This is a genomic window from Streptomyces sp. cf386 (assembly GCF_900103585.1).
In the GTDB taxonomy this organism is placed as follows: Bacteria; Actinomycetota; Actinomycetes; order Streptomycetales; family Streptomycetaceae; genus Streptomyces.
The window spans coordinates 1-26,188 of sequence record NZ_FNHV01000013.1 but is presented as its reverse complement, the minus strand read 5'-3'; the positions used below and the strand labels follow the sequence as shown (position 1 = coordinate 26,188).

Sequence of the window (26,188 nt, the reverse complement as noted above, 5' to 3'; positions counted from 1 at the left end):
GCTATCGTGGTCGCATACCCCCGGGGGTAATCCATCCGGGGTTTCGCGAGGAGAGGAGTACTGCCGTGTACTTCGTCGACACCATCGAGGTGCCGGGACTCGGCAACCGCAGCTATCTGGCGGGCGGTGCGCACTGCGCCGTGGTGGTCGATCCGCCCAGGGACATCGACCGGGTGATCGCGGCCGCCGCTCGGCGGGGCGTGCGTATCACCCATGTCGCCGAGACCCATGTCCACAACGACTACGTGACCGGCGGACTGGAGCTGGCCCGGATCACCGGCGCCGCGTACCTGGTGCCGGCCGCGGCGCGGGTCGGGTACGACCGGGTGCCGGTCGCCGACGGGGACCGTACGGACATCGCGGACGGCCTGGTGCTGCGCGCCCTGGCCACTCCCGGGCACACCCCGCACCACACCTCGTACGTGCTGGAGGAGTCCGGGCGCGCGGTGGCCGTCTTCACCGGCGGTTCGCTGCTGATCGGCACGGTGGGACGGCCCGACCTCGTCGAGCCGCGGCTGACGGGGCGGCTGGCGCGGGCGCAGTACGACTCCGCGCACCGGCTGGCCGCCGAGTTGCCGGACGAGACGGCGGTGCTGCCGACGCACGGCTTCGGCAGCTTCTGCTCCGCCGCGCAGGGGGCCGACGGGACCGCGACGACCATCGGGCGGGAGCGTGCCGTCAACGACGCCCTGGTGAAGGACGTGGACGCGTTCGTCGCGGACCTGCTCGCCGGGCTGGACGACGTCCCGGCGTACTACGCGCACATGGGTCCGGCGAACGCGGCCGGTCCGGCGCCGGTGGACCTGACCCCGCCGCGCACGGCCGACGCCGAGGAGATCGCGGCGCGGCTGGCCGCCGGGGAGTGGGTGGTGGATCTGCGCAACCGGGTCGCGTTCGCCGAGGGGCATGTCGCCGGGTCGCTCAACTTCGAGGCGGAGGGGCAGCTCGCCACGTATCTGGCCTGGCTGCTGCCGTGGGGCAAGCCGGTCACGCTGCTCGCCGAGAGCCCGGCCCAACTGGCCGATGCCCAGCGGGAACTCGTCCGGGTCGGCATCGACCGGCCGACCTCCGCGGCGACCGGCTCCCCCGCCGACTGGACCCGGCAGGGCGAGCGGCCGCGCTCCTTCGCTCGCGGCTCCTTCGCCGACCTGGCCACGCAGGACGACGTGGTGGTCCTGGACGTACGGCGCGATGCCGAGCGCGAGGCCGGTCACATCAGGGGCTCGGTGCACATTCCGCTGCACCGGCTGCGCGACCGTTTCACTGAGATACCCGACGGCACGGTGTGGGTGCACTGCGCCGGCGGTATGCGCGCCGCCATCGCCGCCTCGCTGCTCGACGCGGCGGGACGCGACGTCGTCGCCGTCGACGACGGGTTCGCGGCGGCGCGCGGCGCCGGGCTCCCCATGGCCCGCATCACCCCGGACGAGGCTCTTGAGCGGGCGGGCGCGGACGCCGTCCTCGTGGATGTGCGCGAGCCCGACGAATGGGCCACGGGACATGCGCCGGGCGCGGTCCTCGCGCCGCTGTCGGCCCTGACCTCCGGTGAGCTGCTTCCGCCCGCCGCGCAGGGCCGCCCGGTCGTCGCGATCTGCCGCTCGGGGAAGCGCTCCCGGGAGGCCACGGCGCTGCTCGCGGCGCGCGGCACCGATGCCGTGGACGTCATCGGTGGCATGGGGGCCTGGGTCGAGGCAGGGCTTCCCGTGGTGGCCGAGCCGGGGACGGGCAACTGCGGCCGGACCCGGTGAGCGTCCTGGTTCTCGGTCTGCTCGCCGGTGCCGTCACCGGGCTCGCGCTCGGGGCGTTGGGAGGTGGGGGCAGTGTGCTGGCCGTGCCCGCGTTGATGTATCTGCTGGGCTTCACTCCGGCCGCGGCGGCCACCGCGAGTCTGGTCGTCGTCGCCGTCACCTCCGTCACCGCGCTGGGCACGCATGCCCGCGACGGCACCGTGCGCTGGCGTGCCGGGGCGCTCTTCGCTGCGGCGGGCCTGGTGCCCGCGGCGGTCGGCGGGGCGGTCTCCGGGCGGCTGCCCGGCGGGCTGCTCACCGGGGCGTTCGCGCTGGTCGCCGCTGTCGCCGCGCTGCGCATGCTCCGGCCGTCGACCGCGGTACGGCACGACGACGTGCCGGTGCGTGCCGGCCGGGTCGCTCAGGCCGGCGCGGGGCTCGGTGCGGTGACCGGGGTGCTCGGGGTGGGCGGCGGCTTCCTCGCCGTACCGGCGCTGGTGAACGTGGTGGGGCTGCGCATGCGGGCCGCCGTGGGCACGAGCCTGCTGGTGATCACCGTCAACTCACTGGTCGCGCTGGCGGCCCGGGCGGGATCGGCCGAACCCGTCGACTGGGCCGCCGTCGCGCCGTTCGCCGCGGCCGCGGTGCTCGGCGCCTGGGACGGCAAGCGGCTCGCCGGGAAGGTCTCCGGAGGCACACTGCGGCGGATCTTCGCCTACGTGCTGCTGGCGGTGGCCCTGTTCATGCTGGCCGACGCCGTCGTATGACGCCTGTGCCCGTGACGGCTACGCCAGCGACAGGAACAGTTTCTCCAGCCGCGCCTTCATCTGCTCCGTCGTCTCGCCGCCCTGCTCGCCCTTGGCGGCGTCGGTGAGGCACTGCTGCAACCCGGTCGCGATGATCGCGAAGCCGGCCCGGTCCAGGGCCCGGGAGGCGGCGGCGAGCTGAGTGACGACGTCCTCACAGTCGCGGCCCTCCTCGATCATCTTGATCACTCCGGAGATCTGCCCCTGTGCCCGGCGCAGCCGGTTCAGCACCGACTTGAGGTCATCGCCCTCGAACTGCAGCTCCACGATCACTCCTCTACATACCCTTGGGGGTATGTTACCTCCTCCCCCGAAAGGATCTCACTTCCCGTGAACCCGCAGCTCAACCCCCTCACCATCACGCCCGACGAGGCCCGCACCCGACTGCCCGACCTGACCGTCATCGACGTGCGCACGCCGGGCGAGTACGCCGCCGGGCATCTGCCCGAGGCCCTCAACCTCCCCTTGGACCGGCTCGACGCAGCCCTGCCCGCGCTCCGGCGCCTTCCCGGCGAGCTGCTGGTCGTCTGCGCGTCCGGCGCCCGCTCGGAGAACGCGTGCCGCGTCCTCGCCGGGCACGGCATACGGGCGCTGACCCTGACGGGCGGCACCCAGGGCTGGGCCGGGCGCGGGCACGAACTGCGCCGGCCGGCGTCGGGCACCCGCGCCACGTGGGCCATGGAGCGCCAGGTCCGCTTCACCGCGGGCACGGTCGTCCTGGCCGGTCTCGCCCTCGGACTCCTGCACCCGGCCTGGCAGTTGCTCTCCGCAGGGGTCGCGGGCGGCCTGGTGTTCTCGGCCGTCACCGACACCTGCGGCATGGCCGCACTGCTGTCGAAACTGCCGTACAACCGCCCGCGCCCCGCCGACCTGGAGGCGACCCTCGCCGCCCTGGCTCAGCGGGGGCGGCCCGCGGTCACCTGAGGAAGCCCCGGATTGCCCGGGCGAGGGCGGCCTCGTCCAGACCGTCCGCGCCGCCCAGGGCGAGCAGCCGGTGCGGTACGTGGACGAGCGTCTCGGCGACGTACCGGGCCGACAGACCCGGTTGCCCGGGCTCGACGAGCACCACGTCGGCATGGTCGGCGGCCAGGACGGCCGTACGCAGACCGACCTCGTCGAAGGGCCGGACGGTGACCGCGTAGAGCACGGTCAGGTCGAGCCCGGCCGTGGCACGCAGGACGGGGTCGAGGGTGGCGCCGACCGCGGCGACGACTCCGTCGAGCCCTTCACGGACCAGCTCGAAGCCCTCGGTCACGCCGCGCGGTTCGGCGTTGGACATGCCGGACAGGTGCACATACGCCCGTTCGCCGCGGCGTACGGCGTGCTCGATCGCGCGGCGCACCTCGACGGGGTGGCCGGGGGCGTGCACGGTCCAGCCGGGGTCGGTGGCGAACCGGGCCAGCTCCTCGACCGCGCCGTACCCGACGAGGACGGCGCCGGGTGCCGCGGGCGCGTGACCACGGGGGTCGGGAAGGGCTTCGGCTGCGGCCAGCAGCATGTCGGCGTTCATCGGGGATCCTCCTGGGAGCGGGTTCATTACGGCACGTCAGGAATTCGTCAAGAAACCTTCTGACGCTCCCTCACAAGGGCATTGATTGCCCGGAGTTACCCGCTCCATCGCCACATGATTGAAGCTTTAACAGGACCACAGGAATATGGTCGTCTCTTTGCCTGATCCGGGCGCACCTCTGGGTGAGCACGTGCGGCTCGGGTGCGTAGCTTGAAAGTCGTTCTTTCCGGCACACCGAGCGGAAGGGGAGTCCCGCCATGGCCGAAAAGGAAACACCTCCCGTGGATCGGCCGTCCGTCCATCTGATCGCGGGGCCGACCGGGGTCGGCAAGAGCGCGGCGGCCACCGGGCTGGCCCGGGCGACCGGCGCCCCGATCGTCGTCGCGGACCGTCTGCAGTGCTTCACCGACCTGGCGACCACCAGCGCCCGCGCCGGGGCCGACGTACCGGGCGTGTCCCGGCACTGGCTCGGCGACCGGACCTTCGCCGACGGCGACCTGCCCGCGGCCGAGGCGACGGACGCGCTGATCGCGCTGGTGGAGCGGCTCGCCTCCGGGCACCCGCTCGTGATCGTCGAGGGTGGCTCGATCTCGCTGCTGCGGGAGCTGTGCGAGCGCCGGGCGGACCTGACCTGGCGGCTGACGGTCCGTCTCCTCCCCCTGCCGGCCCGCGACGAGTACCTCGCCAACCTGACCCGCCGGGCCCACGAGATGCTCACGCCCGGCGCCTGCGGCCCCGGCCTCCTCCAGGAACTGGCCACGCTCTGGTGCGATCCCCGCCGACGGTTGCTCGCGGCCTCCGTGAACGGATTCGAGGCCGTCCTCGAATGCTGCGCGAAATACTCACTCGACGTGGAGAGCATCGGCGAACAGGACATCCCCGAGCGTGTCCTGAACCGTATCGCCGAGCTCATCGCCGAACGGCACGCGGAGCACGGTTCCCTCCAGTATCGGGTGTTCGGAGAAATCTTCGAAGGCCTGCTGACGGAATCGGATTTCGGCCTCGGCGTGCTGGAGCGTGCAGCATGAATGCAACTCCGGATGTGAAGGAGGCGGCCGTCGATTTCGGCCACATCGTCGACTCGCGTCCGCTCGGCGTCGTCACCGCGCCGTCCGCCGCCGCCGTACAGGAACTCCTCTGCTTCGCCGGTCCGCACGGGTTGCCAGTCGCCGCCCGCGGCGGCGGACAGGCGCTGTACGGACAGGGGCAGGCGCACGGCGGCTACGTCGTCGACACGGCCGCACTGAACGAGGTGCGCTGCGCACCGCGGGAGCGGACGCTGACCGCCGGGGCCGGCGCGTCGTGGCGCGATGTCGTACGGTCCGCGCTCGCCGAGGGACTCACGCCCCCGGTGCTGCCCGACCACCTCGGCGGCAGTGTCGGCGGGGTGCTGAGCACCGGCGGCTTCGGCGGCTCCAGCCACCGGCACGGTCTGGTCGCCGACCAGGTGCGGGAGGTGGAGGTCGTCACGGGCTCCGGCGAGCATCTGACCTGCTCGCCCGACCGGCATCCGGAACTGTTCCGTGCCGTCCCGGCGGGGCTCGGCCAGTGCGCGCTCATCGTCGGCGCCACCCTCGCCCTGGTGCCCGCCCCGACCCATGTGCGCCGTTACCGCCTTTACCACGATTCCCCCGGCACCTACGTCACCGACCAGCGGCGACTGGCCCGCGACGCCCGCTTCAGCCATGTCACGGGGCAGGCGCGTCCGGCGCTCGGCGGCGGCTGGCAGTACATGATCGAGGCGGTGGCGCCGTACGCCGACCAACCGTGCTTCCGTCAACCGCCTGCCGACGACGAGCTGTTGATCGGCGACCTGGACCACGACCGCGACACCGAGGAGATCGCCGACCTGTCGTACGCGGAGTACCTGCACCGCCTCGACCGCGACGAGCGTCTCCTGCGCGCCACAGGCGAGTGGGACCGCCCGCACCCGTGGCTCACGCTGCTGCTCCCCGAGGAGGCCGTGGCCTCCTTCGTCCCGGCCCTGCTGGGCGAGGACGCCCAGCGCGGCCTGCGCACCTGCGGCACGGTCCAACTCCGCCCCTTGACCGGCCGGACCCTGCACGCCCCGCTGCTGCGCAGGCCCGCCGGCGAACTCCTGTGCCTGCTCTCCCTGATGCGCACGGCACCACCCGACCGGCCGGACGTCGTACGTCGCCTGGTGGCGGCCAACCGGGCGCTGTACGAGCGGGCCAGGACCGTCGGCGGGGTCCTCCACCCGGTCGCCGCGCTGCCGATGACGCCCTCCGACTGGCGCTCCCACTTCGGCTCGGACTGGCCCGAACTCGTCCGCGCCAAGGACCGGTACGACCCGCACCACATCCTGACCAGGGGGTACGGGCTGTGGGCGTGACCACGGGCACTGCTGCCACCACCGTGGCGGCCGTGACGGTCTTCTGCGGCGCCTCGCCCGGCCGCCTCCCCGGCCATCTGCGCACCGCCGCCGCACTCGGGCGGGCCCTGGCCGGCGCGGGCCTTCGACTCGTCTACGGCGGTGCCCGCACCGGTCTCATGGGCGCGGTCGCGGACGCGGCGCTGGCGGCCGGGGGCGCGGTGACCGGGGTCGTACCACGGGTGCTGCTGCCGTACGAGATCACCCACGCCGGGCTCACCGAGCTGGAAGTCGTCGCGGACATGCACGAGCGGAAGGCGCGGATGGCCGAGCTGGGCAACGCCTTCGTGGCGCTGCCGGGCGGTCTGGGCACGGCCGAGGAACTGTTCGAGGTGCTGTCGTGGGCGCAGTTGGGCCTTCACCGCAAGCCGTGTCTGCTCCTCGACCCCTCCGGTTTCTACCGTCCGCTGCTGTCCTTCCTGACGCACGCGCGCGACGAGGGCTTCCTGCGTCCCGGTGATCTGGAGCGGCTGCTCGTCTGCGCGTCGGCGGATGAGGTACCGGCCCGGTTGGCAGGCAGGGAAACCGAGGAGCCCCGCGGGGTGGTGCCGACGTAGCCTGAACGCTCCGTCCCACTCCGAAGGAGCGCCGTGAGCACCGACCGGACAGCGACCGACCAGCCCACGTGGCGGCTGCTCCTCAGCTATGTACGGCCGCACCGATGGGCCCTGCTGGTGGGCGCCGTACTGTCCCTGGTCACGGGGGCCACGGGGCTTCTCCTTCCGCTGGTGGCACGGGAGTTGATCGACGACCTGTCCCACGACCGGGCCATCACCGGGGCGTTGCTGATCATGTCCGGGCTGGTCGTGGCCAACGCGGCGCTGGGCGCGCTGGGCTCGTACGTGCTGCGGCGCACCGCCGAGTCGGTGGTGCTCGGCGCGCGGCGCGCCCTGTCGTCGTATCTGCTGCGGCTGCGCATCACCGCCGTGGACCGCAGTGAGCCGGGCGATCTGATGGCCCGCATCACCTCGGACACGACGTTGCTGCGCGAGGTCACCACCGACTCCCTCGTCGGACTCGGCACGGGCGGGCTCACGCTGGTGGCGACCGTGGCGATGATGGGTCTGGTGGACCCGGTGCTGCTGCTGGTCACGCTCGCCGTGATCCTGGGCGCCGGCACGATCCTCGGCGTGATCGTGCCGCGCATCAACCGGGCCAGCCGGCAGGCTCAGGACGCGGTCGGTGTGATGGGGGCCTCGCTGGAGCGGATACTCGGCGCGCTGCGCACGGTGAAGGCGTCCGGGGCCGAGCACCGGGAGGAACGGACCCTGCACGAGGCCGCCGAGGAGTCGTGGCGGCAGAGCGTGCGGGCCGCCAAGTGGTCGGCCGCGGCGGGCAACACGGCCGGGCTCGCCATGCAGATCGCGTTCATCACGGTGCTCGCCGTGGGCGGGGCGCGGGTGGCGACCGGGGCGACGGACGTCGGCACCCTGGTCGCCTTTCTGCTGTACGTCTTCTATCTGATGTCGCCGATCCAGCAGGTCGTCGGCGCGATCACCCAGTACCAGACGGGTTCGGCGGCGCTCGCCCGGATCCAGGAGGCGCTGCGGCTGCCCGCCGAACCGCCCGCAGCGCCCGCGCCGTTGCCCGCCGCCGAGGCGGAACCCGCGGCACTGGCCTTCGAGGACGTCCGCTTCCGCTACGCCGACGACCTGCCGTACGTCCACCACGGGGTGACATTCGCGGTGCCCGCGCAGGGCATGACGGCGTTCGTCGGCCCGTCCGGCGCGGGCAAGACCACCGTCTTCTCGCTCATCGAGCGGTTCTACGACCCCGAGGCCGGGACCATCACCGTCGACGGGCGGGATCTGGCGGACTGGGAGTTGCCCCAACTGCGGTCCGCCATCGGCTATGTGGAGCAGGACGCCCCGGTCCTGTCGGGTTCGCTGCGGGACAACCTGCTGCTCGGCAATCCCGACGCGGACGACGACGCCCTCACACGCGTACTGAAGACCACCCGCCTCGACGGCCTGGTCTCCCGGCTGCCCGGCGGCCTCGACACGCTCGTCGGACACCGCGGCACCAAGCTGTCCGGCGGGGAGCGGCAGCGCGTCGCCATCGCCCGCGCCCTGCTGCGCCGACCCCGGCTGCTGCTGCTCGACGAGGCGACCTCGCAGTTGGACGCGGTGAACGAGGCGGCGCTGCGCGACACCGTCGCCGATGTCGCACGTACGACCACGGTGCTGGTCGTCGCGCACCGGCTGTCGACGGTGACGATGGCCGATCGGATCGTGGTGATGGACGCCGGCCGGGTGCGCGCGGTGGGCACGCATCGCGAACTCGTCGCGGAGGACCCGCTCTACGCGGAGCTGGCGGCGACGCAGTTCCTGGCGACCGCCGGGTGACGTCAACTCCCGTACCGGAGGCGGCTCAGCCCTCCAGCCTGCGCAGCCGCTCCGCGTCGCAGGTACGGGGGCAGGTGGCGCACGCCTCGTCCGGGCGGATCGTGTAGTACATGCAGCAGCCCGCGCGGGTGCGGGTCGGGTGCTGTCGTCCGTCACGGGTTGTCAGGTAGCGGAAGTCGGCGCCGCCGGGGTACGGGGCGACGCCACTCGGCAGCAGTTCGGTGGCCGCCCTTACCGCGTCGCCCTCGCGGCCGAGGATCCGGCCCAGGTACCAGATGCCGGAGACGAGGTCGTCGGAGACCATGCCCCACAGGGCGCGGGGGCCACGCCGTACGAGAGGGCCGATGGCTGCCAGGAGCGGCGCCATGTGGTCGGCGACCGCCCTCCTCAACTCTGTGCGCAACGCCTCTTCGTGAGGGACCGTCAGTGCGCCGGGAAGTTCGGCCGTCGAGTCGTCGGGGAGGCAGGCGAAGTCGGTCCCGGGGGTGAGGGTGAACATGGCCGAGGCGAGGTCCAGGCGTAGATCCTCGGGCCGGATACGCGGCACCCGCTGCTCCAGGTACCAGGGTCCACTCATGAGCAGGGCGACCGACCACGCGTAGTCGTGCAGGGCGCGCGAGGCGGCCACGTCGCGGCGCGGGGCGACCGTGTAGCGATCCTGGATGCGGGCCGCCTCGGCATCGACGAACGCCTCCAGGACGGCCGGTTCGGACGCCAACTCGGCCGCCGTCACGCCCGTCCGCCCGGCGTCCGATCCCGGCTCCGCGACCCGTACGGACAGGACGTCACAGAGGTCGGCCAGCCGGCGGTAGCCGTCACCGAGCGTGCGCTGCGGCAGGGCACCGGTCGGCGGGGGCGTCAGGGCCAGGGACATCGGTGCTCCAGTGCGGGATTTGCAAATACCAGTGAGGTAAGGCTTACCTTACACACGTCACCGCTGCACAACTGCATGATCACACCCCGAACGCGATCTTCTATTGCGAACGTCACAGAGATCACACAGCAGTTGAAATCTAAAGCAAGGCTAACCTAATCTCACGGCTTGTGACTGCGACCCAACAGGGCGCACCCCCCACAGGTGTGCCCTTCCGTGCCCTGAGGCACATTCCGCTCTTCCTCACCGGCATCACCGCCCTCGCCCTCTGCACCGCCCTGAGCCTCGCCCTCGGCGCCCGTTCGGTGCCCCTGTCCACGGTGGCCGACGCCCTGTTCGGCGACGCCCACGGACGGGACGCGCTCGTGGTGACCGGGCTGCGGCTGCCGCGTACCGTCATCGGCCTGGCGGTCGGGGCCGCGCTCGGGGTCGCCGGGGCCGTCGCGCAGGGCATCACCCGCAATCCGCTCGCCTCACCGACAACGCTCGGCATCAACGCGGGCGCGGGGTTCGCGGTCGTCGTCGCCATCTTCGCGCTGAAGCTCAACAGCCCCGCCCAGTACGTGTGGTTCGCGTTCGCCGGGGCGGCCGGCGCCGCCCTGTTCGCACAGGCCCTGGCCCGTCGCGCCGGGGACATCGACGCCGTACGACTGGCGTTGGGCGGCACCGTCCTCCAACTGGTGCTGCTGTCCTGGACGTCGGCGGTGATGCTGATGAACCAGCGCACCCTGGACGAGGCCCGCTTCTGGCTGGCCGGGTCGCTCTCCGGCCGCACCCTCGACGTCCTGTGGCCGGTGCTGCCGACCCTGCTGCTCGGCCTGGTGGTCGCGCTGGCCGTCTCCCCCGCCCTCAACGCCCTTGCCCTGGGCGACGATTCGGCCCAGGCGCTCGGTGTTCCGGTGGCCCGGATCCGGCTGGCCGGCGGCATCGCGGTCGTCCTGCTCGCCGGGTCGGCGGTGGCGGTGGCCGGTCCGGTCGCCTTCATCGGGCTCGCCGCACCCCATCTCGTACGGCCGCTGCTGGGCGGCGACCACCGGCTGCTGGTGCCCGGCTGCCTGATCGCGGGTCCGCTGCTGCTGCTCGCGGCCGACGTGCTCGGCCGGATGGTCATCCGCCCCTCGGAGCTGGAGGTCGGCATCGTCACCGCGTTCCTCGGCGCGCCGCTGCTGGCGCTGCTGGCGCGAAGGGCGGCCCGATGAACAGCACCACGAAAGGTGGCTCGATGAGCACCGCCAAGGGTGGTTCGACGAGCGTCACGACCGTCCCCGTCTGGTCGAAGTCCATGGCCCGTGCCCGGGTCCGGCGCCGTGTGCTGGTGTTCGCCGTCGCCGGTCTCCTCGCCCTCTTCGCCCTGCTCACCGTCTCCCTGACGACGGGTGAGATCCCGATGCCCGCCGGCAACGCCCTGCGCGCGCTGGTCGGCTTCGGGGATCCCGGGGACGTGCTGGTGGTGCAGCAGTTCCGGGCGCCGCGGTCGGTGGCGGCGATCGTCGCCGGTGCCGGGCTCGGCGCGGCCGGCTGTGTGCTGCAGCGGCTGTTCCGCAATCCGCTGGCCTCCCCGGACGTCATGGGCATCACGGGCGGCGCCTCGCTGGGCGCGGTGGCCTTGATCGCCGCCGGGGCGTCGCAGTCGCTGATCCCGGTCGGTGCCCTCGGCGGCGGGCTGCTCGCGGCGCTGCTGCTGGGCGTGTTCGCCTGGGGCTCGGGCCTCGCGGTCACCCGGCTGGTGCTCACCGGGCTCGCCGTGCAGGCCGCTCTCGCCGCCGCGGTGAATCTGATGATCGTGCGCTTCCCGGCCGAGCTCGCCGGCTCCGCGCTCCAGTGGGTCACCGGCTCGGTGTACGGGCGGACCTGGGCGGAGGTGTGGGGTGCGGGCGGCGCCATGGTGCTGGTGCTCGCCGCCGCACTGGTGATGAACCGTCAGTTGGCCGTCCTCGACCTCGGGGACGACTCGGCGGGCGCGCTCGGTCTGCGCACCTCCCGCGCACGCCTCCAACTGCTCGTCGTCGCCGTCGGGCTGGCGTCGCTGGCCGCCGCGCTGGCCGGCCCGGTGACGTTCGTCGCGCTCGCCGTGCCGCACATCGTGCGGTTCGTCACCGGGCCGCCGACCGCCGCCTCCCTGGCCCTCGCCGGACTCACCGGTGCCGTCCTACTGCTCGCCTCCGACCTGGTCGTACAGCACCTGCTGCCGATCGAGGGCCTGCCGGTCGGCGCGGTCACCGCCACGCTCGGAGCGCCCTGGCTGCTGGTGCTGATGCTCCGCCAGAGCTCGCCCGTCCAGAGGAGCCGCACATGACAGGCGCCCCGGACGAGCGCACCGCCGGCCTACAGGAACCCCACCGCCCCACCACCGGCCCCCAGGCCTCGCACCTGTCCCCCACCGGCCCCCAGGAGCCGCAGATGCCCGCCACCGCCAACCAGCTCTCCACCCAGGGCCTCGACCTGCGCTACGGCGACCGACTGGTGGTCGGCGGCCTCGATCTGACGCTGCCCGGCGGTGCCGTCACCGCCATCGTCGGCCCCAACGCCTGTGGGAAGTCGACCCTGTTGCGAGGCCTGAGCCGACTGCTCGCCCCGGCCGCCGGCACCGTCACGCTCGACGGCTCCGACATCCACCGGATGTCCGCGCGGACGCTGGCCCTGCGCATGGGCCTGCTGCCGCAGCAGCCGGTCACCCCGGAGGCGATCACCGTCGAAGCGCTCGTCCGTCTCGGGCGGTACCCGCATCAGCGGCTGCTGAGCCCCTGGTCCGCCGCCGACCAGAAGGCCGTCGAGGAGGCCCTGGAGCGCACCGGCACGACGGCCCTGCGCGACCAACCCGTGGACCGGCTCTCCGGCGGGCAGCGGCAACGGGCCTGGATCGCGCTGGCGTTGGCGCAGGACACCGAGTTGCTGCTGCTCGACGAGCCCACCACCTTCCTCGACCTCCGGCACCAGCTCGACGTCCTCGACCTGGTCGCCGCCCTGCACGCCGAGGCGGGCCGCACCGTGGTGATGGTCCTGCACGACCTCGGACAGGCCGCCCGCTACGCGGACCACATGGTGGTCCTCAAGGACGGCCGCCTCGCCGCCGCCGGCGCCCCGGCCGACGTCCTCGACGCGGAGCTGGTCAAGTCCGTGTTCGACGTGGACTGCCGGGTGATTCCCGACCCCGAGACCGGCACCCCGCTGGTCGTCCCCAAGAGCAGCGCGGTACGGCACTCGGCCGTGTCCGGCTGATCAACCACTAACAGAAAGTCCCCATGCTCATGCGCTCTCCCCTGCGCGGAATCGGCCGGCTCCTCGCCGTGCTGCTCTCCGTCCTGCTCGGTACGGCCGTGCTGGCCGCCTGCGGCAGCGACAGCTCCTCCGACGAGGCCGACACGGCGAAGGCCTCCGGCGCCTCGTCGGCCGCCTTCCCCCGCACCCTGAAGACCGTGATGGGCGACGTCAAGATCCCGTCCCAGCCGAAGCGGGTCGTCGTCCTCGACACCGGTGAGCTGGACGACGTCACCCTGCTCGGCATCGACCCGGTCGGCGCGGTCGCCCCGCACTTCAAGACTTCGGGCGGGTTCCCGACGTACCTGGACGGTGAGTTGAAGGACACCGTCGACGTCGGCCCGCTCCTGGAGCCGAACCTGGAGAAGATCGCCTCTCTCAAGCCCGACCTGATCCTGTCCTCCAAGGTCCGCCACGAGAAGGTCTACGACAAGCTCAGCGCGATCGCCCCGACCGTGTTCACCGAGACCACCGGCGGTGTCTGGAAGGAGAACCTCAAGGTCCACGCCGAGGCGCTGGGCCTGGAGAAGGAGGCCGCGGCCAAGCTGAAGGATTACGAGACGCAGGCCAAGGCGCTCGGCGCGGCCATCAAGAAGAAGGACGGCGGCACCATGCCGACCGCGTCCGTGGTCCGCTTCATCGCCGGTCCGACCCGTCTGTACCAGTCCAACTCCTACAGCGGTGTCGTCCTGGACGACATCGGATTCCAGCGCCCGAAGTCGCAGGTCTCCAGCGACCCCGAGGTCACGATGAAGGACGTCAGCCCCGAGGAGATCGACCAAGCCGACGCCGACCTGATCTTCGTGACCGCCGCCGACGCCGAGGACAAGACGCAGAAGGCGCAGGTCGTCTCCAACCCGGTGTGGAAGAGCCTCCCGGCCGTCAAGGACGGCAAGGTCTTCGAGGTCCCGGACGAGACCTGGATGTCCGGCATCGGCGTTCAGGCCGCCGAGGAGATGCTCAAGGACGTGGCGAAGGCAACCGGCGTCGGGCTCCCGGCGAAGTAACCACCGCTGTTCCGGGGCGGGCCACGCCTCTTCGACGCGTGGCCCGCCCCAACCCCCCACCCGCTAGCGGAAGTTGTTGCTCTGCCATGCGCCTGTACCTGCTCGCCCTCAACCCGACCGACTCCGTCACCGAGGGCTTTCTGCCCGCCGCCGCCCGTCTCGGCCTGGACGTCACCGTCCTCACCGACCAGCCCGACGCCCACCGCCGCGCCTACCCGGAGATCGAGGTCCTGGAGTGCGACGTCCGTGACCACCGGGCCGTGATCACCCGGATCTCCACGCACCACCGCCCCGACGCCGTCTTCACCAACAGCGACCACCTCCAGACCCAGGCCGCCCTGGCCGCCGCCTACTTCGACCTCCCCGGCAAGGACTGGCGGGCCACCCTGCGCTGCAAGGACAAGGCCGAGATGCGCCGCCGCCTCGCCTCGGCCGGCCTCGACACGGTCCGGTCGGCAGAGCTGACCGAACCGGTCGCTCCCGACGACACGCCGTACCCCTGTGTGGTCAAGCCGCGCGAGGGCGTGGCCAGCGAGGACGTCGTCCTCGTCCACGGCCCGGAGGAGTTGGTGACGCACACCAAGGCGATCCTCGACCGCCGCCCGGGCACCGTCCTGGTCGTCGAGGAGTACCTCCCCGGCGACCTGTTCACCCTGGAGACCCTCGGCGACGGGCACACCCGCCATGTGCTGGGCGGCTTCCACACCGAGCTGTCGCCACCGCCGTACTTCATCGAGGAACGCCTCACCTTCGTCCCCGCCCACCCCGAGCCGGTCGTCGCGCAGGTCCTGGCGCAACTGGACGCGCTGGGTGTCGGGTTCGGTGCCTGTCACACCGAGTTCGTGGTGCACGAGGGGCGGGCGCGTGTCATCGAGGTCAACTACCGGGCCATCGGGGACCAGTGCGACCTGCTGCTGGCCCGGCTGCTCGGCATCCCGCTCTTCGAGCACATCCTGCGCACCCACCTCGGCGAGCCGCTCCCGGCCGGCCTGGGCGCCCGCCGCGACGGCGCGGCCCGCCTGGAGTACCCGTGCGCCGACCGGGCCGGTGTCCTGGTGGGCGCCCCCGAGGCCACAGACCTCGACGTAGACGGTGTGCGTCTGACGTACCGTCCGCTGCGCTCGGTCGGCGAGCGGCACGAGCTGTACATGACCAACCGGGACTACCTCGGCGTCCTGCGGGCCACCGGCACGGATCAGCCGACGGTCGACCGGGCGGTGGCGGACTTCCTGGCCGAGCGGCACTGGGAGATCCAGCCGTGACCGCCGCGACCGCCCCGACCACGCCGGACACCTGTGAGGCGGAACTGCTCACCCGCGTGCTGAGCGCCCTGCTGCGCGAGGACGTGGTCGGGCTGCGCACGCGCGGCGCACTCCTGCACTGGGCGGACGGTGACTGGCTGAGGCTTCCCACACCCGAGGGCGACGCCCTGCTGCTGCCCGTCGAGGAGGACGGCTACCAGTGCGCGTACGCCGCCCGGCTGCCGCTCCTGATGCGCGAGGCGGACGGCGCCGAGCTGACGTCGTACGACGCCGTGCTCGGCGCCCTGCGTGAACTCGCCGAGCCCGTCGACCGGGGCGGCTTCGACGCCTTCGCCGAGGAGTGCCGGCAGACGCTGGCCACGACACGGCTGCACGCGGCGACGCGGACGGAGGTGCTGGCGCGGCTCGAACCCGGGGCCGGCGTCGGCGGAAGTCTGGTGTACGACACGCTCGCCGCCCGCCTCGACCATCCCGTCTACCCGACCGCGCGCGGGCGCTCCGGGCTGTCGGAGGAGCAACTGCGCGCGTATGCCCCGGAGTTCCACCCTCGTTTCGCGCTGCGGTGGATCGCCCTCCCCCGGGAGGCGGTCACCCAGACCGGCGCGCTCCCCGGCAGCTGGCCCACGCCGACGACGCTCGGTCTGCCCGAGGTGCAGGAGACTCATTTCGCCCTGCCCGTACACCCGTTGACCGTCGAAGCCCTGTCGGACGCGCGCCTCCCGGACGGCGCGGTGCTCGCCGACCGTGCCCACCTCGATGTCGTCCCGACCCTGTCGATGCGCACCGTCGCCACGGTCGCGGATCCGTCGCTGCACCTCAAACTCCCGCTGGCGACAGCCACGTTGGGCCTGCGCAACAAGCGGACCGTCAAGCCCGGCACGCTGGTCGACGGCGCGGTGGGGCAGCGGCTGCTGGAGGCGGTGATCGCCCGTGAGCCCCGTTTCCGGGACACGATCCTGCACGCGGACGAGACGACGTACGCACATGCCGGTCATGAGCTGCTGGCGGTCCTGTGCCGCCGCTACCCTGCCGGGCTCGACGACTCGACGGTGGTTCCGCTGGCGGCCCTCCTCGCGGAGGCACCCGACGGACGGCCGGTCGTCGATCACCTCGCCGACCGCTTCTACGGCGGCGATCCGCTCGCCCTGCTGGACGCCCTCCTGACGCTGCTGTTCGACTGGCAGACCACGCTGTTCGGGTACGGCATCGCGCTGGAGTCGCACCAGCAGAACGTCTCGGTGGTGCTGCGGCCGGGCGGCGGGTTGCGGCTGCTGTTCAAGGACAACGACGGGCCGCGCATCAACTCCGAGCGGCTGAACGCCGTACTCCCCGGGCCCTGGGACTTCGACGACGCGCGGATCTTCGGTACGGACGACGCGCCCGTGGCCGACGTGTTCGCGACCATCACCGTCCATCTGTGTGCGGGGTCCTACGCGTTCGGGCTGCCCCAGCATCGCGAGGCGCTGCTGGATCTCGTACGCACCCGGCTGACGGAGGCCGTGGACCGGCTCGGCGGCGACGCCGGTGCCGTCCTGCGCGCCCGCGTACTGGACGCGCCGTCGCTGCCGGTGAAGGCGATGGTGACGGCCGGGACGCTGCTGTCCAAGGAGCGCTCGGGCGCCGCCGACATCAACAAGCACTACACGACCGGCCCCAACTATCTGCTGCCCGGCGGTGGTCCGGCATGAGCGCGCAGGCTCTGCGCCTGCCGCGATCCGGCTTCGGGCGCGGACATGTGCAGGCGGTGGCCGGCTGCTACTTCGTGGCGTCGTTCGCGGCGCTCGGGCTGCCGCCGTATCTCACCCAGATCCTGCCGGAGCTGGGCGACCACCAGGCCCGCTGGGCGGGCGTGCTCTACATCGTGCCGACCGTGTTCGGCGCGCTCGGCGCCCCGCTGTGGGGGCGGCTCGCGGACCGGTTCGGCCGTAAACGGCTGCTGCTGCGCGCCCAGTTGGGGCTCGCGGTGTCCTTCCTGCTCGCGGGCTGGGCGGACTCGATGGCGACCTTCACGGTGGCTCTGGTGCTGCAGGGCATCCTGGGCGGCACGTTCGCCGCGTCCAACGGCTACCTGGGCGCCGCGCTGGAGGGCCCCGCGCTCTCCAAGGCGCTCACCCTGATGCAGGGGAGCGCGCGGGCGGCCCTGGTCGTCGCCCCGATCGTGGTCGGTTCGCTGTCGGGCTGGCTGTCCCCGCACCGGCAGTACGCGCTGCTCGCCGTACTGCCGTTGACGGCCGCCCTGCTGCTCGCCGCGCTGCCCGAGCCGGAGCCCGTCGAGCAGACGCAGAGCAGGCCGGAGACGGTGGACGAGGCGGCTCCGCTGGTCTCGCTGAAGGCGCTGTACGCCCTGGAGTTCGCCTTCGTCTTCTCCACGGTCATCTCCTTCCCCTACCTGATCGCGCTCGTCGAGGACCGAATACCGGGGACCTCACCGGGGCTGTCCGGTGTGCTCTTCGCCCTGCCCCACCTGGTCTATCTGGTGTCGGCGCTGGCGGTGCACGCCGTGTTCCGGGACCGTCCGCTGGCCGGGATCGCGCTCGGCTTCGCCTGTATCGCGCTCGGGCTCGCCGGGCACGGGGTCGCCGGTTCGCTGACCTCGCTGATCGCCGTACGACTGCTGCTGGGCGCGGGGCTCACCCTCGGTCTGGTGAGTCTGTCGGTGCTGGCGGCCGACTGCGCCAAGGGCCGTGCGCCGGGCGGCATGTTCGGAGCGCTCGAGTTCTTCTCCAAGGCCGGCGCGGTCGCCGCCGGTCTGGCCGCCGCGGCGGGCACTGCCCGCTTCGGACCGGCCGCACCCGTGCTGATCGGCGGCGCCGCTGCCGCCCTCACCGTCCTCGCCACGCTTCTCCCCCGTCTCCTCCCCTCACCGAACCACCGCACCCGCCGGAGCAGCTGATGCCCTCCCTGACCGACTCGCTCGGCAGCGCCCCCAAGCTCTCGACTCCGCTTGAGCAGGGCGGTAACCCTGTCGCCCGCACCCACCTGCCCACCGCCGACGAGGCAGTGGCCCACACCCTCCTCAACTGTCTGCTGCGCGAGGTGTCCGGCCCCGAGCACCAGACCGTGGTCACCGACGGCCGTCTGCTGCTGCGCCTGCCCCGCCGCGGGGTGCTGCTGCGGGTCGCCCTGCGCCGTACCTCACTGCTCGGCGCGCACCGGTTCACCGGCCCGGTGAGCGAACAGCGCGACGGCGACTGGACCGAGGTGGACTGGCGGCGCCTCGCGGAGTACACGCACGACGAGCTGGCGCTGCGTACGGGCGTGCGCAACGAGGAGTTCCTGGAGCAGATCGCTTCCAGCCACGAGGCCGTGGCGACCACGCTGGCCACCACGCGAGGTCCCTCGGCCTCCGCCTCGTACTCCTCCTCTGACAACCGGCTCTCCGCCTACCTCGCCTCCGAGCAGTCCCTCCTCTTCGGCCACCGCTTCCACCCCACGCCCAAGGCCCGCACCGGCGATCCGCGCGCCTGGTCCGCCTACGCCCCGGAGGTCGGGGCCTCCTTCCCGCTGCGGCACCTCGCCGTGCGCGCCGACCTGATCGCCGAGGAGTACGCCGACGCCTCGGCCGTCGCCCCGCTGGACCGGCAGCGCACGGACGTCCCGGAGGGCTACCGCCTGCTGCCCGCCCACCCCTGGCAGTACGAGACGCTGAGCGGGCACCCATTGCTCCGCGCCGCCCTCGACCGCGGCGACGTGGTCGACCTCGGCCCCGGCGGGCAGCCCTTCGCCGCGACCGCGTCGGTACGCACCCTGTACGACGGCGAGAGCTTCCTGAAGTTCAGCCTGAATGTGCGGATCACCAACTGCCTGCGCAAGAACAGCAGTTACGAGCTCTCGGGAGCCGTCGCCCTCACCCGCGTCCTGGCCCCGGCCCTCGCCGACCTGGCCGACCGCTTCCCCGGCAGCGCGGTCCTCCGCGAGCCCGCCTACCGCACCCTCGCGCTCCCCGGCCCGGACGGGACGCCGGACCGCGCACTGTTCGAGGGCTTCGGCGTCATCGTCCGCGAGGGCCTGCCGCAGCGACTCGCGCCGGGCACCACTCCCCTGCTGGCTGCCTCAGTAGCCGACGAGTACCCCACCGGCGCCGCGCACATCTCACGACTCCTCGACGGCGCCGACGAGCGGGCGGCCCTCGACTGGTGGTCGGCGTATCTCGACCTCCTCCTGCCACCCGTCCTCGCCGCGTACTTCGACCACGGCCTGGTGCTCGAACCCCATCTCCAGAACGTCCTGATCTGCGTCGACGGCGACGGCCGGCCCGCCCAGGTCCTCTTCCGCGACCTGGAGGGCACCAAGCTGGTCCCCGACCACCACGCGGACACGCTCGCCGCGCTGCCGCCCGAGGTCGCCGCCCCGATGACGTACGACGCCCAGCGCGGCTGGGACCGCGTCATCTACTGCCTGCTGGTCAACCATGTCGCCGAGCTGCTCGCCGCCCTCGCCGACCTGCACCCGGGGGCGGAGGCCGCGCTCTGGGCACGGGTGCGGGCCACGCTCGACGCGTACGCCGAGAAGTTCGGCTGCCCGCCGCGCATGGCGGCCCTGCTGGCCGGCGTGCCGCTGCCCGCCAAGGCCAACCTGCTCACCCGCTGGGAGCGCAAGGCCGACCGCGAGGCCGGCTACGTCCGGCTGCCGTCCCCGCTCGCCGAGGACGTCCTGGGCGACGCGACGAGGGCCACCGCCCCGCGTGACACGACCGGGGGTACCCGATGACCGAGCCGACACCCGTGGTCCGCGACCGGGCTCTGTCCCTGCCGGCCACCGACCTCCCCGCGTACCTCTACGACTTGGCCGCCCTGCAGGGCCACGCCGCCGCCGTGCGGGACGCGTTGCCCGAGCGGGTCGAGTTGTACTACGCCGCGAAGGCCAACCCGGAGCCGGAGATCCTCGCGGCGCTGGGCCCGTACGTCGACGGGTACGAGGTCTCCTCGGGCGGCGAACTCGCCCACGTCGCCAAGGCGGTGCCGGGCCGCCCGCTCGCCTTCGGCGGTCCCGGCAAGACGCCGGACGAGGTGACGGCCGCGCTGGAGACGGGGGTCGAACGCTTCCACGTGGAGAGCGCGTACGAGCTGCGCATGCTGGCCGAGTTGGCGCGTGCGCACGCGCCCGGTCGGCGGGTGGCGGTGCTGCCGCGGGTCAACCTGCCGGTGGCCGACGGGTCGTTGGCGGGCAGCTCGCTGGCGATGGGGGGTCGTCCGACGCCGTTCGGGACGGATCCGGCACAGGCCGTAGAGCTCGTGCGCGCCCTCACGGACGGGACGTATCCGCAGCTCGAACTGCGCGGCATCCACGCCCACTTGGCCAGCGGGTTGGAGGCGGCCGAGCAGGTCGCGGTGGCGGAGTCGATCGTGTCCTGGGCCAATGGCCTGGGTGTCCCCCTCGCCGAGGTGAACGTCGGCGGCGGTATGCACGTCGACTACGGCGAACCGCAGCGCCGCTTCGACTGGGGCGCGTACGGCCGCGGGCTCGCCCGCCTGACCGAGGCGCACCCGGGGCTGACCCTGCGCATCGAGCCGGGCCGGGCGCTCACGGCGTACTGCGGCTGGTACGCCACCGAGGTACTGGACGTGAAGCACAGCCACGGCGAGGAGTTCGCCGTCGTGCGGGGCGGCACACACCATCTGCGAACCCCGGCGACGAAGGGCCACGACCAGCCCTGTTCCGTGCTGCCGGTCGACGCCTGGCCCCACCCCTGGCCACGGCCCGCGGCGGACGGCGACCGGATCACGCTGGCCGGTCAGCTGTGCACACCGAAGGACGTGCTGGCCCGCAGGGTGCCCGCGGCCGGGCTCCGGGCCGGCGACCGGGTGCTGTTCTCAATGGCGGGTGCCTATGCGTGGAACATCTCCCACCACGACTTCCTGATGCATCCCAGGCCGGGCTTCCACTTCCTGTCGGCACCGGCCGACACCGCCGAGTAGCGGTCACCTCACTCTCGGCACACACGAAGGGCCGCCCGGCACGATCCGGGCGGCCCTTTCAGTGTGTCGGCGACCTAGCGGAGGTGGCCCAGTTGCGCGGGGTTCAGGGCGTTGATGCGGTCGAGGTGGCCCAGCTGCTGGGAGACCCGCGGGACGCGGTTCTGGTGCTGGGCGGGGATGCCGGTCGTGGCGAGCGAGTCGAGCGTGGTGATCGGGTTCAGCGGGGTGCCGGCGTTGCGGGTGTCCACGGGGTGCGCGTTCGCGAGCGGAGCGGCGAGCCCGGTGATGCCGACGGCCAGACCAACGGCGGCTGCGATACGTCGTGTTGAGATCATGCTTTCAGCAACGCGGGCGGCCCGCCGCCGGACACGGCCGCCCCCCGGGGCTCACCCGTCAGGCCCAGCGCGCTCCGGGCGCGCTTGCCGAGTCCGGCGGGGCGGAGGAGTCTCGGAGGAGAGGCCCTCGCAGCCGTCCCTCGTCATGCCGCGGGCCTCGGAGGAGGTCACCATGGGCACCGCAGCATTCCCCACGTTCGATACCGAAACACTGCGCCGGGGCATAGAAGGACAGACCCCGGACACTCTTCTTTCCCTGTACGCGGACGACGCGGAGCTGCGCGTCGTGAACCGCAACGCCCAGCCCAGCCACCCCAAGGTGCTGCACGGCCGTAACGAGATCGCCGCGATGCTCGGCGACGTCTACAGCCGCGACATGACGCACAAGCTGGAGGGATGCGTCATCCAGGGGGACCGCGCCGCCTACAGCGAGTCCTGCGAGTACGCGGACGGGGTGCGTGTCCTGTCCGAGTCGATGATCACGCTGCGCGACGGCAAGATTTCCCGCCAGATCTTGATCGAGGCGTGGGACGAGTAGTCGAGGTACGGCACGAGCGGGAAGGGAGCCGGTCGAAGGTCCAGATCAGCTGTCGGCCGACCTGGACCTTCTCCATGGTCAGGGAGTCCTCAGCGTCGTGACGAGGTCGCGCGGCAGTCCGTGGGTGTCATGGAGGTAGCGGTAGTCGTCGTCGCTCAACGGGCCCTCGAACTCCGGCCTGCCGAGCACCCGACGCCCTCGCTCCAGGAGCCTGCCGAACCGCCGTTCCTCGTCCAGCAGTACCTCGCGCACCGGACCTGTTCCGCAGGACTGGCGGAAGTGGTCCAGCGTGTGGCTCAGGACCTCCTCGGGCAGGTCGGAGAGGGTGCGCGAGGGGTCGTCGCGCCACAGAGTGGTGAGGGCACGGCGGATCAGCCGACGCAGGACGTAGCCGCGTCCGGTGTTGGAGGGCCGTACGCCGTCGCCGATGACGACGATGCCGGACCGCAGGTGGTCACAGACGAGGCGGGTCGACGGTCCGTCCAGATTCCACAGCGGCGGAAGCAGCCTCGTCCAGGGCTCGAACAGGTCGCTGTCGTACACGGAGTCGTGGCCCTGCAGAACCGTCACGAGTCGCTCCAGTCCCATACCCGTGTCGACACTGGGCTGTTGGAGGGGCTGGAGGCCGCCGTCGTCGAGCCGCCGGTAGCGCATGCTCACGTGGTTCCAGACCTCGACCCACCTGGGGTCGGTGGTGGGGGTGCCCTGCGGTGGGGTGCCCGGGTCGCCGGTCCACAGGAAGATCTCCGAATCGGGGCCGCAGAGGCCGACGGGTCCGTGGGACCACCAGTTCTCGTCCCGGGTCGGCTCGACGGGCAGCCCCAACTCCCGCCAGGTGTCGAGCGATTCGGTGTCGGGGCCGACCTCGTCGTCGCCCCCGAAGACGGTGACGTGCATCCGCTCCGGCGGGACACCGAAGCCGTCGCGCAGCAGCTCGTAGCCCCAACGCAGGCTCTGTGAATGGCCGTAGTCGCCCAAGGACCAGGAGCCGAGCATCTCGAACATCGTCAGATGGGTCGGATCGCCGACCTCGTCGAGGTCACTGGTGCGCAGACAGCGCTGGACGTTGACCAGGCGCCGCCCCTGTGGATGCGGGCGGCGGCCTTCCAGGTAGGGGGTGAGCGGGTGCATGCCCGAGGTGGTGAACAGCACCGGGTCGGAGGGCGGCGGCAGGAGGGTGCTGCCGGTGACCTGCTCGTGTCCGCGTTCACGGAAGAAGTCGGTGAAGGTGCGGACGATCTGCTCGGTGTTCATCGCGGGGTTCCTTCGGGTCGTGGGGACCGGAAAGAACCGCGGGACAGCTTCAGCCACGAAGGGAAGGCACACACCGACGGTCCGTTTCCGGCCGCCGGGAGGAGTGGGATCAGGCGTCGGCAGCCGGGGAGCTGGTCGCTCGCGCGGCTGCGGCGTGGGTATGCCTGATGACCTTCATGCAAGCGACGGTAACAGGGGGCACCCGGGACCGTCGCCCGGATTTCTCCGGGGCCGAGCCCCGAACCGTCTCCGTCGACTCGAACAACCTCGGTCAGGGTGGCCATGGGCGATGGCTGGCGCTGAGGTGGCGCATCGTCGAGGAGACCGCCGAACGCGCGGCCGACCTCACCGAACGCACCGGACCGCACCCTGTCTCGCGACCGTACTGGTCGGCGAGGATCCCGCGTCCGTCACGTACGTCCGGATGAAGCAGAACCGGTGCCGCAAGGCCGGGATCACGTCCCGCCATGTGCCGCTGCCCGCCGACACCACCTCCGGGCAACTGGTCGGCACCCTGGGTGACTTGTCGGCCGATCCCACGCCACGATGAGCTTCGGGCTCCCGGGATTCGTGTCCTGCACGCCCGGCGGGATCGTGCGGCTGCTCGACGAGTACGACGTCGACCCGGCGGGCCGGCGTGCCGTGGTCGCCGGCCGCAGCGCGATCCTCGGCAAGCCGGCCGGCATGCTGCTGCTCGCACGGGACGCGACGGTGACGTACTGCCACTCCCGTACAGCGGATCTGCCGGCGGCCGTGCGGGAGGCGGGCATCGTCGTCGCGGCCGTGGGGCGGCCTCGGCTGATCAAGGGGCAGGACCTCAAGCCCGGCGCCGTGGTGATCGACGCCGGGTACCACCCCGGAAACGTCGGCGACGTCGACTTCGGCTCGGCCGTCGAGCGGGCCTCGCTCATCACGCCGGTGCCGGGCGGCGTCGGTCCGATGACGATCGCCACGCTGCTGGAGCAGACCGTGGGCACCGCCGCCCGGCAGCTCGGGGCGTGATCAGCGCATCCAGGCGCTGTACGACATCACGTCGCCGGCCTTGACGCCGTACTGCGGGTCCGCCTTCGAGAAGGTGGTCTCCAGCCCGAGTACGGCGCCGGTGGCCGGGTCCATGATCAGCATCTTGCGGGCACCGGGCCGGTCGTACATGTACGCCAGTCCACGCCGTCCGAGCCGGTCCGTGACCTGCCCGAGCGGCCGAAGCCCCTCCGTCTCCGCAAGGAGCCGCGCCACCGTCGCCGACTCGCGGGCGCCGAGGGTCCAGGTGCCGAGCAGGGACTCGACGGCGTCGAGGAGCTCGCGGGTGTTCAGCGGAGTCTTGCTGTACGCGGCCTCCTGAAGGTAGGCGCGCAGGCGCGCGACGTCGGTCGGAGGCGGCGACTGCGGCGGGGCGTCACTCCAACTGGGCGGGTAGGTCTGCTCGCTGAGGACATGGCCGTCCTCCACGAGTTTCCCTTCCTCGCCGAGGACCGGCCGGCCCGGGTGGAGCGGGTCGGTCGCCACGACGATCTCCGTGTGACTGTCGTCGGCGTTCCAGCGCACGATGCGCTCCTCGGGAACCGTGATCGGCGGCTTGTTGTCGCTCATGCCGATGCTCCACGACTGCACGTGCGTGCCCTTGCGCAGCTTCGGCGAACCGTCGGCCGCGGCCGCCTGCGCCCGTTCGGCCAGGGTTTTCAGGGATACGGGGGTGGAGTCGGCCTGCACGAGCAGCGGGCGGGGCGCGGCCACCGCCGGGGCGGTCGTCTGGCCGGTGAACAGCAGAGCCGACACGAGCGCGGCGACGACGGCCGTGGCGGCCAGGCCCCAGGCCGGCCGCGGGCGGCGCGGCGTCCGCTGCCGCATCAGCCGGTCGAGGTGGCGCTCGGCGTTGTGGTCCAGCGGGCCCTCGCCGAAGTGGGGGCCGTCGACCGGTACCGGGTTGGCCCGGCGCAGCAGTTCGAGTTCGTCAGCCATGGTTTCGTTCCTTGGGTGCGGTCGCGGGACACACTCGGTCGATCTCGGCTCTCAGTCGGCGCCGGGCGCGGTGCAGCCGCATCGACGCGGCCCGTGTGCCGCAGCCGAGTGCGATGGCCAGTTCCTCGACGCCGAGTTCCTCCCAGGCCGTCAGCCGCAGCACCTCCTGGTCGGCCGGGGAGAGCCGGGACAGTGCCTCGTGCACCCAGGATCCGGGCGCCTCCGCGTCCGGGCTTTCCACGATGTGCCGGCCGTGCGCGGCGTCGTCGTTGCCCATGCGGTCGACCAGCCTCCGACGGCGTCCGAAGCCGCGCACCGCGTTCGCCAGGCAGTTGCGTGCCACGCCGTACAGCCAGGGCAGCGGGGTGGCCGGGAGGTCGTCCCGACGCCGCCAGGCGACGGTGAACACCTCCGCCACCACTTCCTCGACCTCACTCGTACGCCCGTCCAGTCGCCGCGCGACGTAGCGGCTGACCGCCCAGTAGTGCTCGCGATAGGCAGCGGCGAAGATCTCGTCGTTGCTCATGTTCCGTTCGTGTCCGGCACTCGCCGGATCGTCACACCCGTTTCCGTGATTCTTGTCGCCTCCTCAGAGTGTGACGTCCGGAGGCCGCGCGGACACAGGCGGGGCGTGAAGAGGATCAATGACATCAAGGCGGTCCAGTGGCTGACCACCACGGATCACAAGACGATCGGCACGCTCTATCTGGTCACGTCGTTCGCGTTCTTCTGCATCGGCGGTGTGATGGCGCTGTTCATGCGCGCCGAGCTCGCCCGGCCCGGTCTGCAGATCATGTCGAACGAGCAGTTCAACCAGGCGTTCACGATGCACGGCACGATCATGCTGCTGATGTTCGCGACGCCGCTGTTCGCCGGCTTCGCGAACTGGATCATGCCGCTGCAGATCGGCGCGCCGGACGTGGCGTTCCCGCGGCTGAACATGTTCGCCTACTGGCTGTACCTGTTCGGCTCGCTCATCGCGGTCGGTGGCTTCCTCACCCCG

At 72.2% G+C, this 26,188-nt stretch carries 25 protein-coding genes and 1 pseudogene; 19 read left to right on the top strand and 7 right to left on the bottom strand.

Translation table 11 applies throughout. The annotated features are described in order from the left end of the window. The first annotated feature begins 65 nt into the window (after window positions 1-65). Complete coding sequence (locus BLU79_RS30215) at window positions 66-1,748, top strand: rhodanese-like domain-containing protein (RefSeq protein WP_093909115.1); 1,683 nt, start codon at window positions 66-68, stop codon at window positions 1,746-1,748. After that, on the top strand, window positions 1,745-2,494 hold the full coding sequence (locus BLU79_RS30210) for a sulfite exporter TauE/SafE family protein (protein ID WP_093909114.1): 750 nt from the start codon (window positions 1,745-1,747) through the stop codon (window positions 2,492-2,494). Before BLU79_RS30215 ends, BLU79_RS30210 begins: the two co-directional genes overlap by 4 nt. 18 nt (window positions 2,495-2,512) lie before the next feature. On the opposite strand, the gene BLU79_RS30205 is transcribed toward BLU79_RS30210, so the two are convergent. After that, on the bottom strand, window positions 2,513-2,800 hold the full coding sequence (locus BLU79_RS30205) for a metal-sensitive transcriptional regulator (protein ID WP_093909326.1): 288 nt from the start codon (window positions 2,798-2,800) through the stop codon (window positions 2,513-2,515). 63 nt (window positions 2,801-2,863) lie between these two features. On the opposite strand from BLU79_RS30205, the gene BLU79_RS30200 reads away from it, so the two are divergent. Beyond that, window positions 2,864-3,457, top strand: a complete 594-nt coding sequence (locus BLU79_RS30200; RefSeq protein WP_177001237.1) for a rhodanese-like domain-containing protein — start codon at window positions 2,864-2,866, stop codon at window positions 3,455-3,457. Here the strand turns inward: BLU79_RS30200 and BLU79_RS30195 are convergent. Further along, the gene (locus tag BLU79_RS30195; RefSeq protein WP_093909113.1) at window positions 3,450-4,043 is read right to left on the bottom strand and encodes a transketolase; all 594 of its coding nucleotides are present in this window, start codon (window positions 4,041-4,043) and stop codon (window positions 3,450-3,452) included. The genes BLU79_RS30200 and BLU79_RS30195 overlap by 8 nt on opposite strands. A 257-nt stretch (window positions 4,044-4,300) precedes the next feature. Between BLU79_RS30195 and BLU79_RS30190 the strand changes: the two genes are divergently transcribed. The 4 genes from BLU79_RS30190 to BLU79_RS30175 are packed head-to-tail and all read left to right on the top strand — an operon-like array spanning window position 4,301 to window position 8,780. Beyond that, window positions 4,301-5,071: an isopentenyl transferase family protein gene (locus tag BLU79_RS30190; RefSeq protein WP_093909112.1), complete on the top strand. Its 771-nt coding sequence runs from the start codon at window positions 4,301-4,303 to the stop codon at window positions 5,069-5,071. Continuing rightward, window positions 5,068-6,396, top strand: coding sequence for an FAD-binding protein (locus tag BLU79_RS30185; RefSeq protein WP_177001236.1), 1,329 nt, complete (start codon window positions 5,068-5,070; stop codon window positions 6,394-6,396). The genes BLU79_RS30190 and BLU79_RS30185 overlap by 4 nt, the downstream gene beginning before the upstream one ends. Then, window positions 6,393-6,992: an LOG family protein gene (locus BLU79_RS30180; protein ID WP_256333513.1), complete on the top strand. Its 600-nt coding sequence runs from the start codon at window positions 6,393-6,395 to the stop codon at window positions 6,990-6,992. Before BLU79_RS30185 ends, BLU79_RS30180 begins: the two co-directional genes overlap by 4 nt. A 33-nt stretch (window positions 6,993-7,025) precedes the next feature. Beyond that, window positions 7,026-8,780, top strand: coding sequence for an ABC transporter ATP-binding protein (locus BLU79_RS30175; protein WP_093909110.1), 1,755 nt, complete (start codon window positions 7,026-7,028; stop codon window positions 8,778-8,780). 25 nt (window positions 8,781-8,805) lie between these two features. On the opposite strand, the gene BLU79_RS30170 is transcribed toward BLU79_RS30175, so the two are convergent. Then, window positions 8,806-9,654 (bottom strand): (2Fe-2S)-binding protein, encoded by an 849-nt coding sequence (locus BLU79_RS30170; protein ID WP_093909109.1) that lies wholly within the window; start codon window positions 9,652-9,654, stop codon window positions 8,806-8,808. 170 nt (window positions 9,655-9,824) lie between these two features. Here BLU79_RS30170 and BLU79_RS30165 point away from each other — a divergent pair, with 170 nt between their 5' ends. The 9 genes from BLU79_RS30165 to BLU79_RS30125 all read left to right on the top strand — a co-directional run bounded on the left by BLU79_RS30165 (window position 9,825) and on the right by BLU79_RS30125 (window position 21,099). Next, the gene (locus tag BLU79_RS30165; RefSeq protein ID WP_371131967.1) at window positions 9,825-10,853 is read left to right on the top strand and encodes a FecCD family ABC transporter permease; all 1,029 of its coding nucleotides are present in this window, start codon (window positions 9,825-9,827) and stop codon (window positions 10,851-10,853) included. A gap of 83 nt (window positions 10,854-10,936) precedes the next feature. Then, a complete protein-coding gene (locus BLU79_RS30160; RefSeq protein ID WP_093909323.1) occupies window positions 10,937-11,950 on the top strand; it encodes a FecCD family ABC transporter permease in 1,014 nt (337 codons plus the stop codon). A gap of 104 nt (window positions 11,951-12,054) precedes the next feature. Further along, window positions 12,055-12,873: an ABC transporter ATP-binding protein gene (locus BLU79_RS30155; protein WP_093909322.1), complete on the top strand. Its 819-nt coding sequence runs from the start codon at window positions 12,055-12,057 to the stop codon at window positions 12,871-12,873. Between the two features lie 23 nt (window positions 12,874-12,896). Beyond that, window positions 12,897-13,919, top strand: a complete 1,023-nt coding sequence (locus BLU79_RS30150) for an ABC transporter substrate-binding protein (RefSeq protein WP_093909107.1) — start codon at window positions 12,897-12,899, stop codon at window positions 13,917-13,919. A gap of 86 nt (window positions 13,920-14,005) precedes the next feature. After that, a complete protein-coding gene (locus BLU79_RS30145) occupies window positions 14,006-15,181 on the top strand; it encodes an ATP-grasp domain-containing protein (protein ID WP_093909106.1) in 1,176 nt (391 codons plus the stop codon). After that, window positions 15,178-16,869 carry an IucA/IucC family protein gene (locus tag BLU79_RS30140; RefSeq protein WP_093909105.1) on the top strand — a complete coding sequence of 564 codons (1,692 nt, stop codon included), beginning with the start codon at window positions 15,178-15,180 and terminating at the stop codon, window positions 16,867-16,869. Before BLU79_RS30145 ends, BLU79_RS30140 begins: the two co-directional genes overlap by 4 nt. Beyond that, the gene (locus BLU79_RS30135) at window positions 16,866-18,074 is read left to right on the top strand and encodes an MFS transporter (RefSeq protein ID WP_093909104.1); all 1,209 of its coding nucleotides are present in this window, start codon (window positions 16,866-16,868) and stop codon (window positions 18,072-18,074) included. The genes BLU79_RS30140 and BLU79_RS30135 overlap by 4 nt, the downstream gene beginning before the upstream one ends. Beyond that, window positions 18,074-19,891 (top strand): IucA/IucC family protein, encoded by a 1,818-nt coding sequence (locus tag BLU79_RS30130; protein WP_256333512.1) that lies wholly within the window; start codon window positions 18,074-18,076, stop codon window positions 19,889-19,891. Before BLU79_RS30135 ends, BLU79_RS30130 begins: the two co-directional genes overlap by 1 nt. After that, on the top strand, window positions 19,888-21,099 hold the full coding sequence (locus BLU79_RS30125) for a type III PLP-dependent enzyme (protein ID WP_093909103.1): 1,212 nt from the start codon (window positions 19,888-19,890) through the stop codon (window positions 21,097-21,099). Before BLU79_RS30130 ends, BLU79_RS30125 begins: the two co-directional genes overlap by 4 nt. A 74-nt stretch (window positions 21,100-21,173) precedes the next feature. Here BLU79_RS30125 and BLU79_RS30120 read toward each other — a convergent pair whose 3' ends face one another. Then, window positions 21,174-21,434: a hypothetical protein gene (locus tag BLU79_RS30120; protein ID WP_093909102.1), complete on the bottom strand. Its 261-nt coding sequence runs from the start codon at window positions 21,432-21,434 to the stop codon at window positions 21,174-21,176. A 172-nt stretch (window positions 21,435-21,606) separates the two neighbouring features. On the opposite strand from BLU79_RS30120, the gene BLU79_RS30115 reads away from it, so the two are divergent. After that, complete coding sequence (locus BLU79_RS30115; protein ID WP_093909320.1) at window positions 21,607-21,972, top strand: nuclear transport factor 2 family protein; 366 nt, start codon at window positions 21,607-21,609, stop codon at window positions 21,970-21,972. A gap of 78 nt (window positions 21,973-22,050) precedes the next feature. Here BLU79_RS30115 and BLU79_RS30110 read toward each other — a convergent pair whose 3' ends face one another. Continuing rightward, window positions 22,051-23,226 carry an alanine--tRNA ligase-related protein gene (locus BLU79_RS30110; RefSeq protein ID WP_093909101.1) on the bottom strand — a complete coding sequence of 392 codons (1,176 nt, stop codon included), beginning with the start codon at window positions 23,224-23,226 and terminating at the stop codon, window positions 22,051-22,053. Between the two features lie 293 nt (window positions 23,227-23,519). Here BLU79_RS30110 and BLU79_RS30105 point away from each other — a divergent pair. Further along, a pseudogene (locus BLU79_RS30105) lies at window positions 23,520-24,228 on the top strand (bifunctional 5,10-methylenetetrahydrofolate dehydrogenase/5,10-methenyltetrahydrofolate cyclohydrolase). Here the strand turns inward: BLU79_RS30105 and BLU79_RS30100 are convergent. Further along, window positions 24,229-25,185 carry a CU044_5270 family protein gene (locus tag BLU79_RS30100; protein ID WP_093909100.1) on the bottom strand — a complete coding sequence of 319 codons (957 nt, stop codon included), beginning with the start codon at window positions 25,183-25,185 and terminating at the stop codon, window positions 24,229-24,231. Beyond that, window positions 25,178-25,711, bottom strand: a complete 534-nt coding sequence (locus BLU79_RS30095; protein ID WP_093909099.1) for an RNA polymerase sigma factor — start codon at window positions 25,709-25,711, stop codon at window positions 25,178-25,180. The genes BLU79_RS30100 and BLU79_RS30095 overlap by 8 nt, the downstream gene beginning before the upstream one ends. 105 nt (window positions 25,712-25,816) lie before the next feature. Between BLU79_RS30095 and BLU79_RS30090 the strand changes: the two genes are divergently transcribed. Continuing rightward, window positions 25,817-26,188 (top strand): cbb3-type cytochrome c oxidase subunit I (locus BLU79_RS30090; RefSeq protein ID WP_177001235.1); only part of this gene is annotated, 372 nt, incomplete at its 3' end.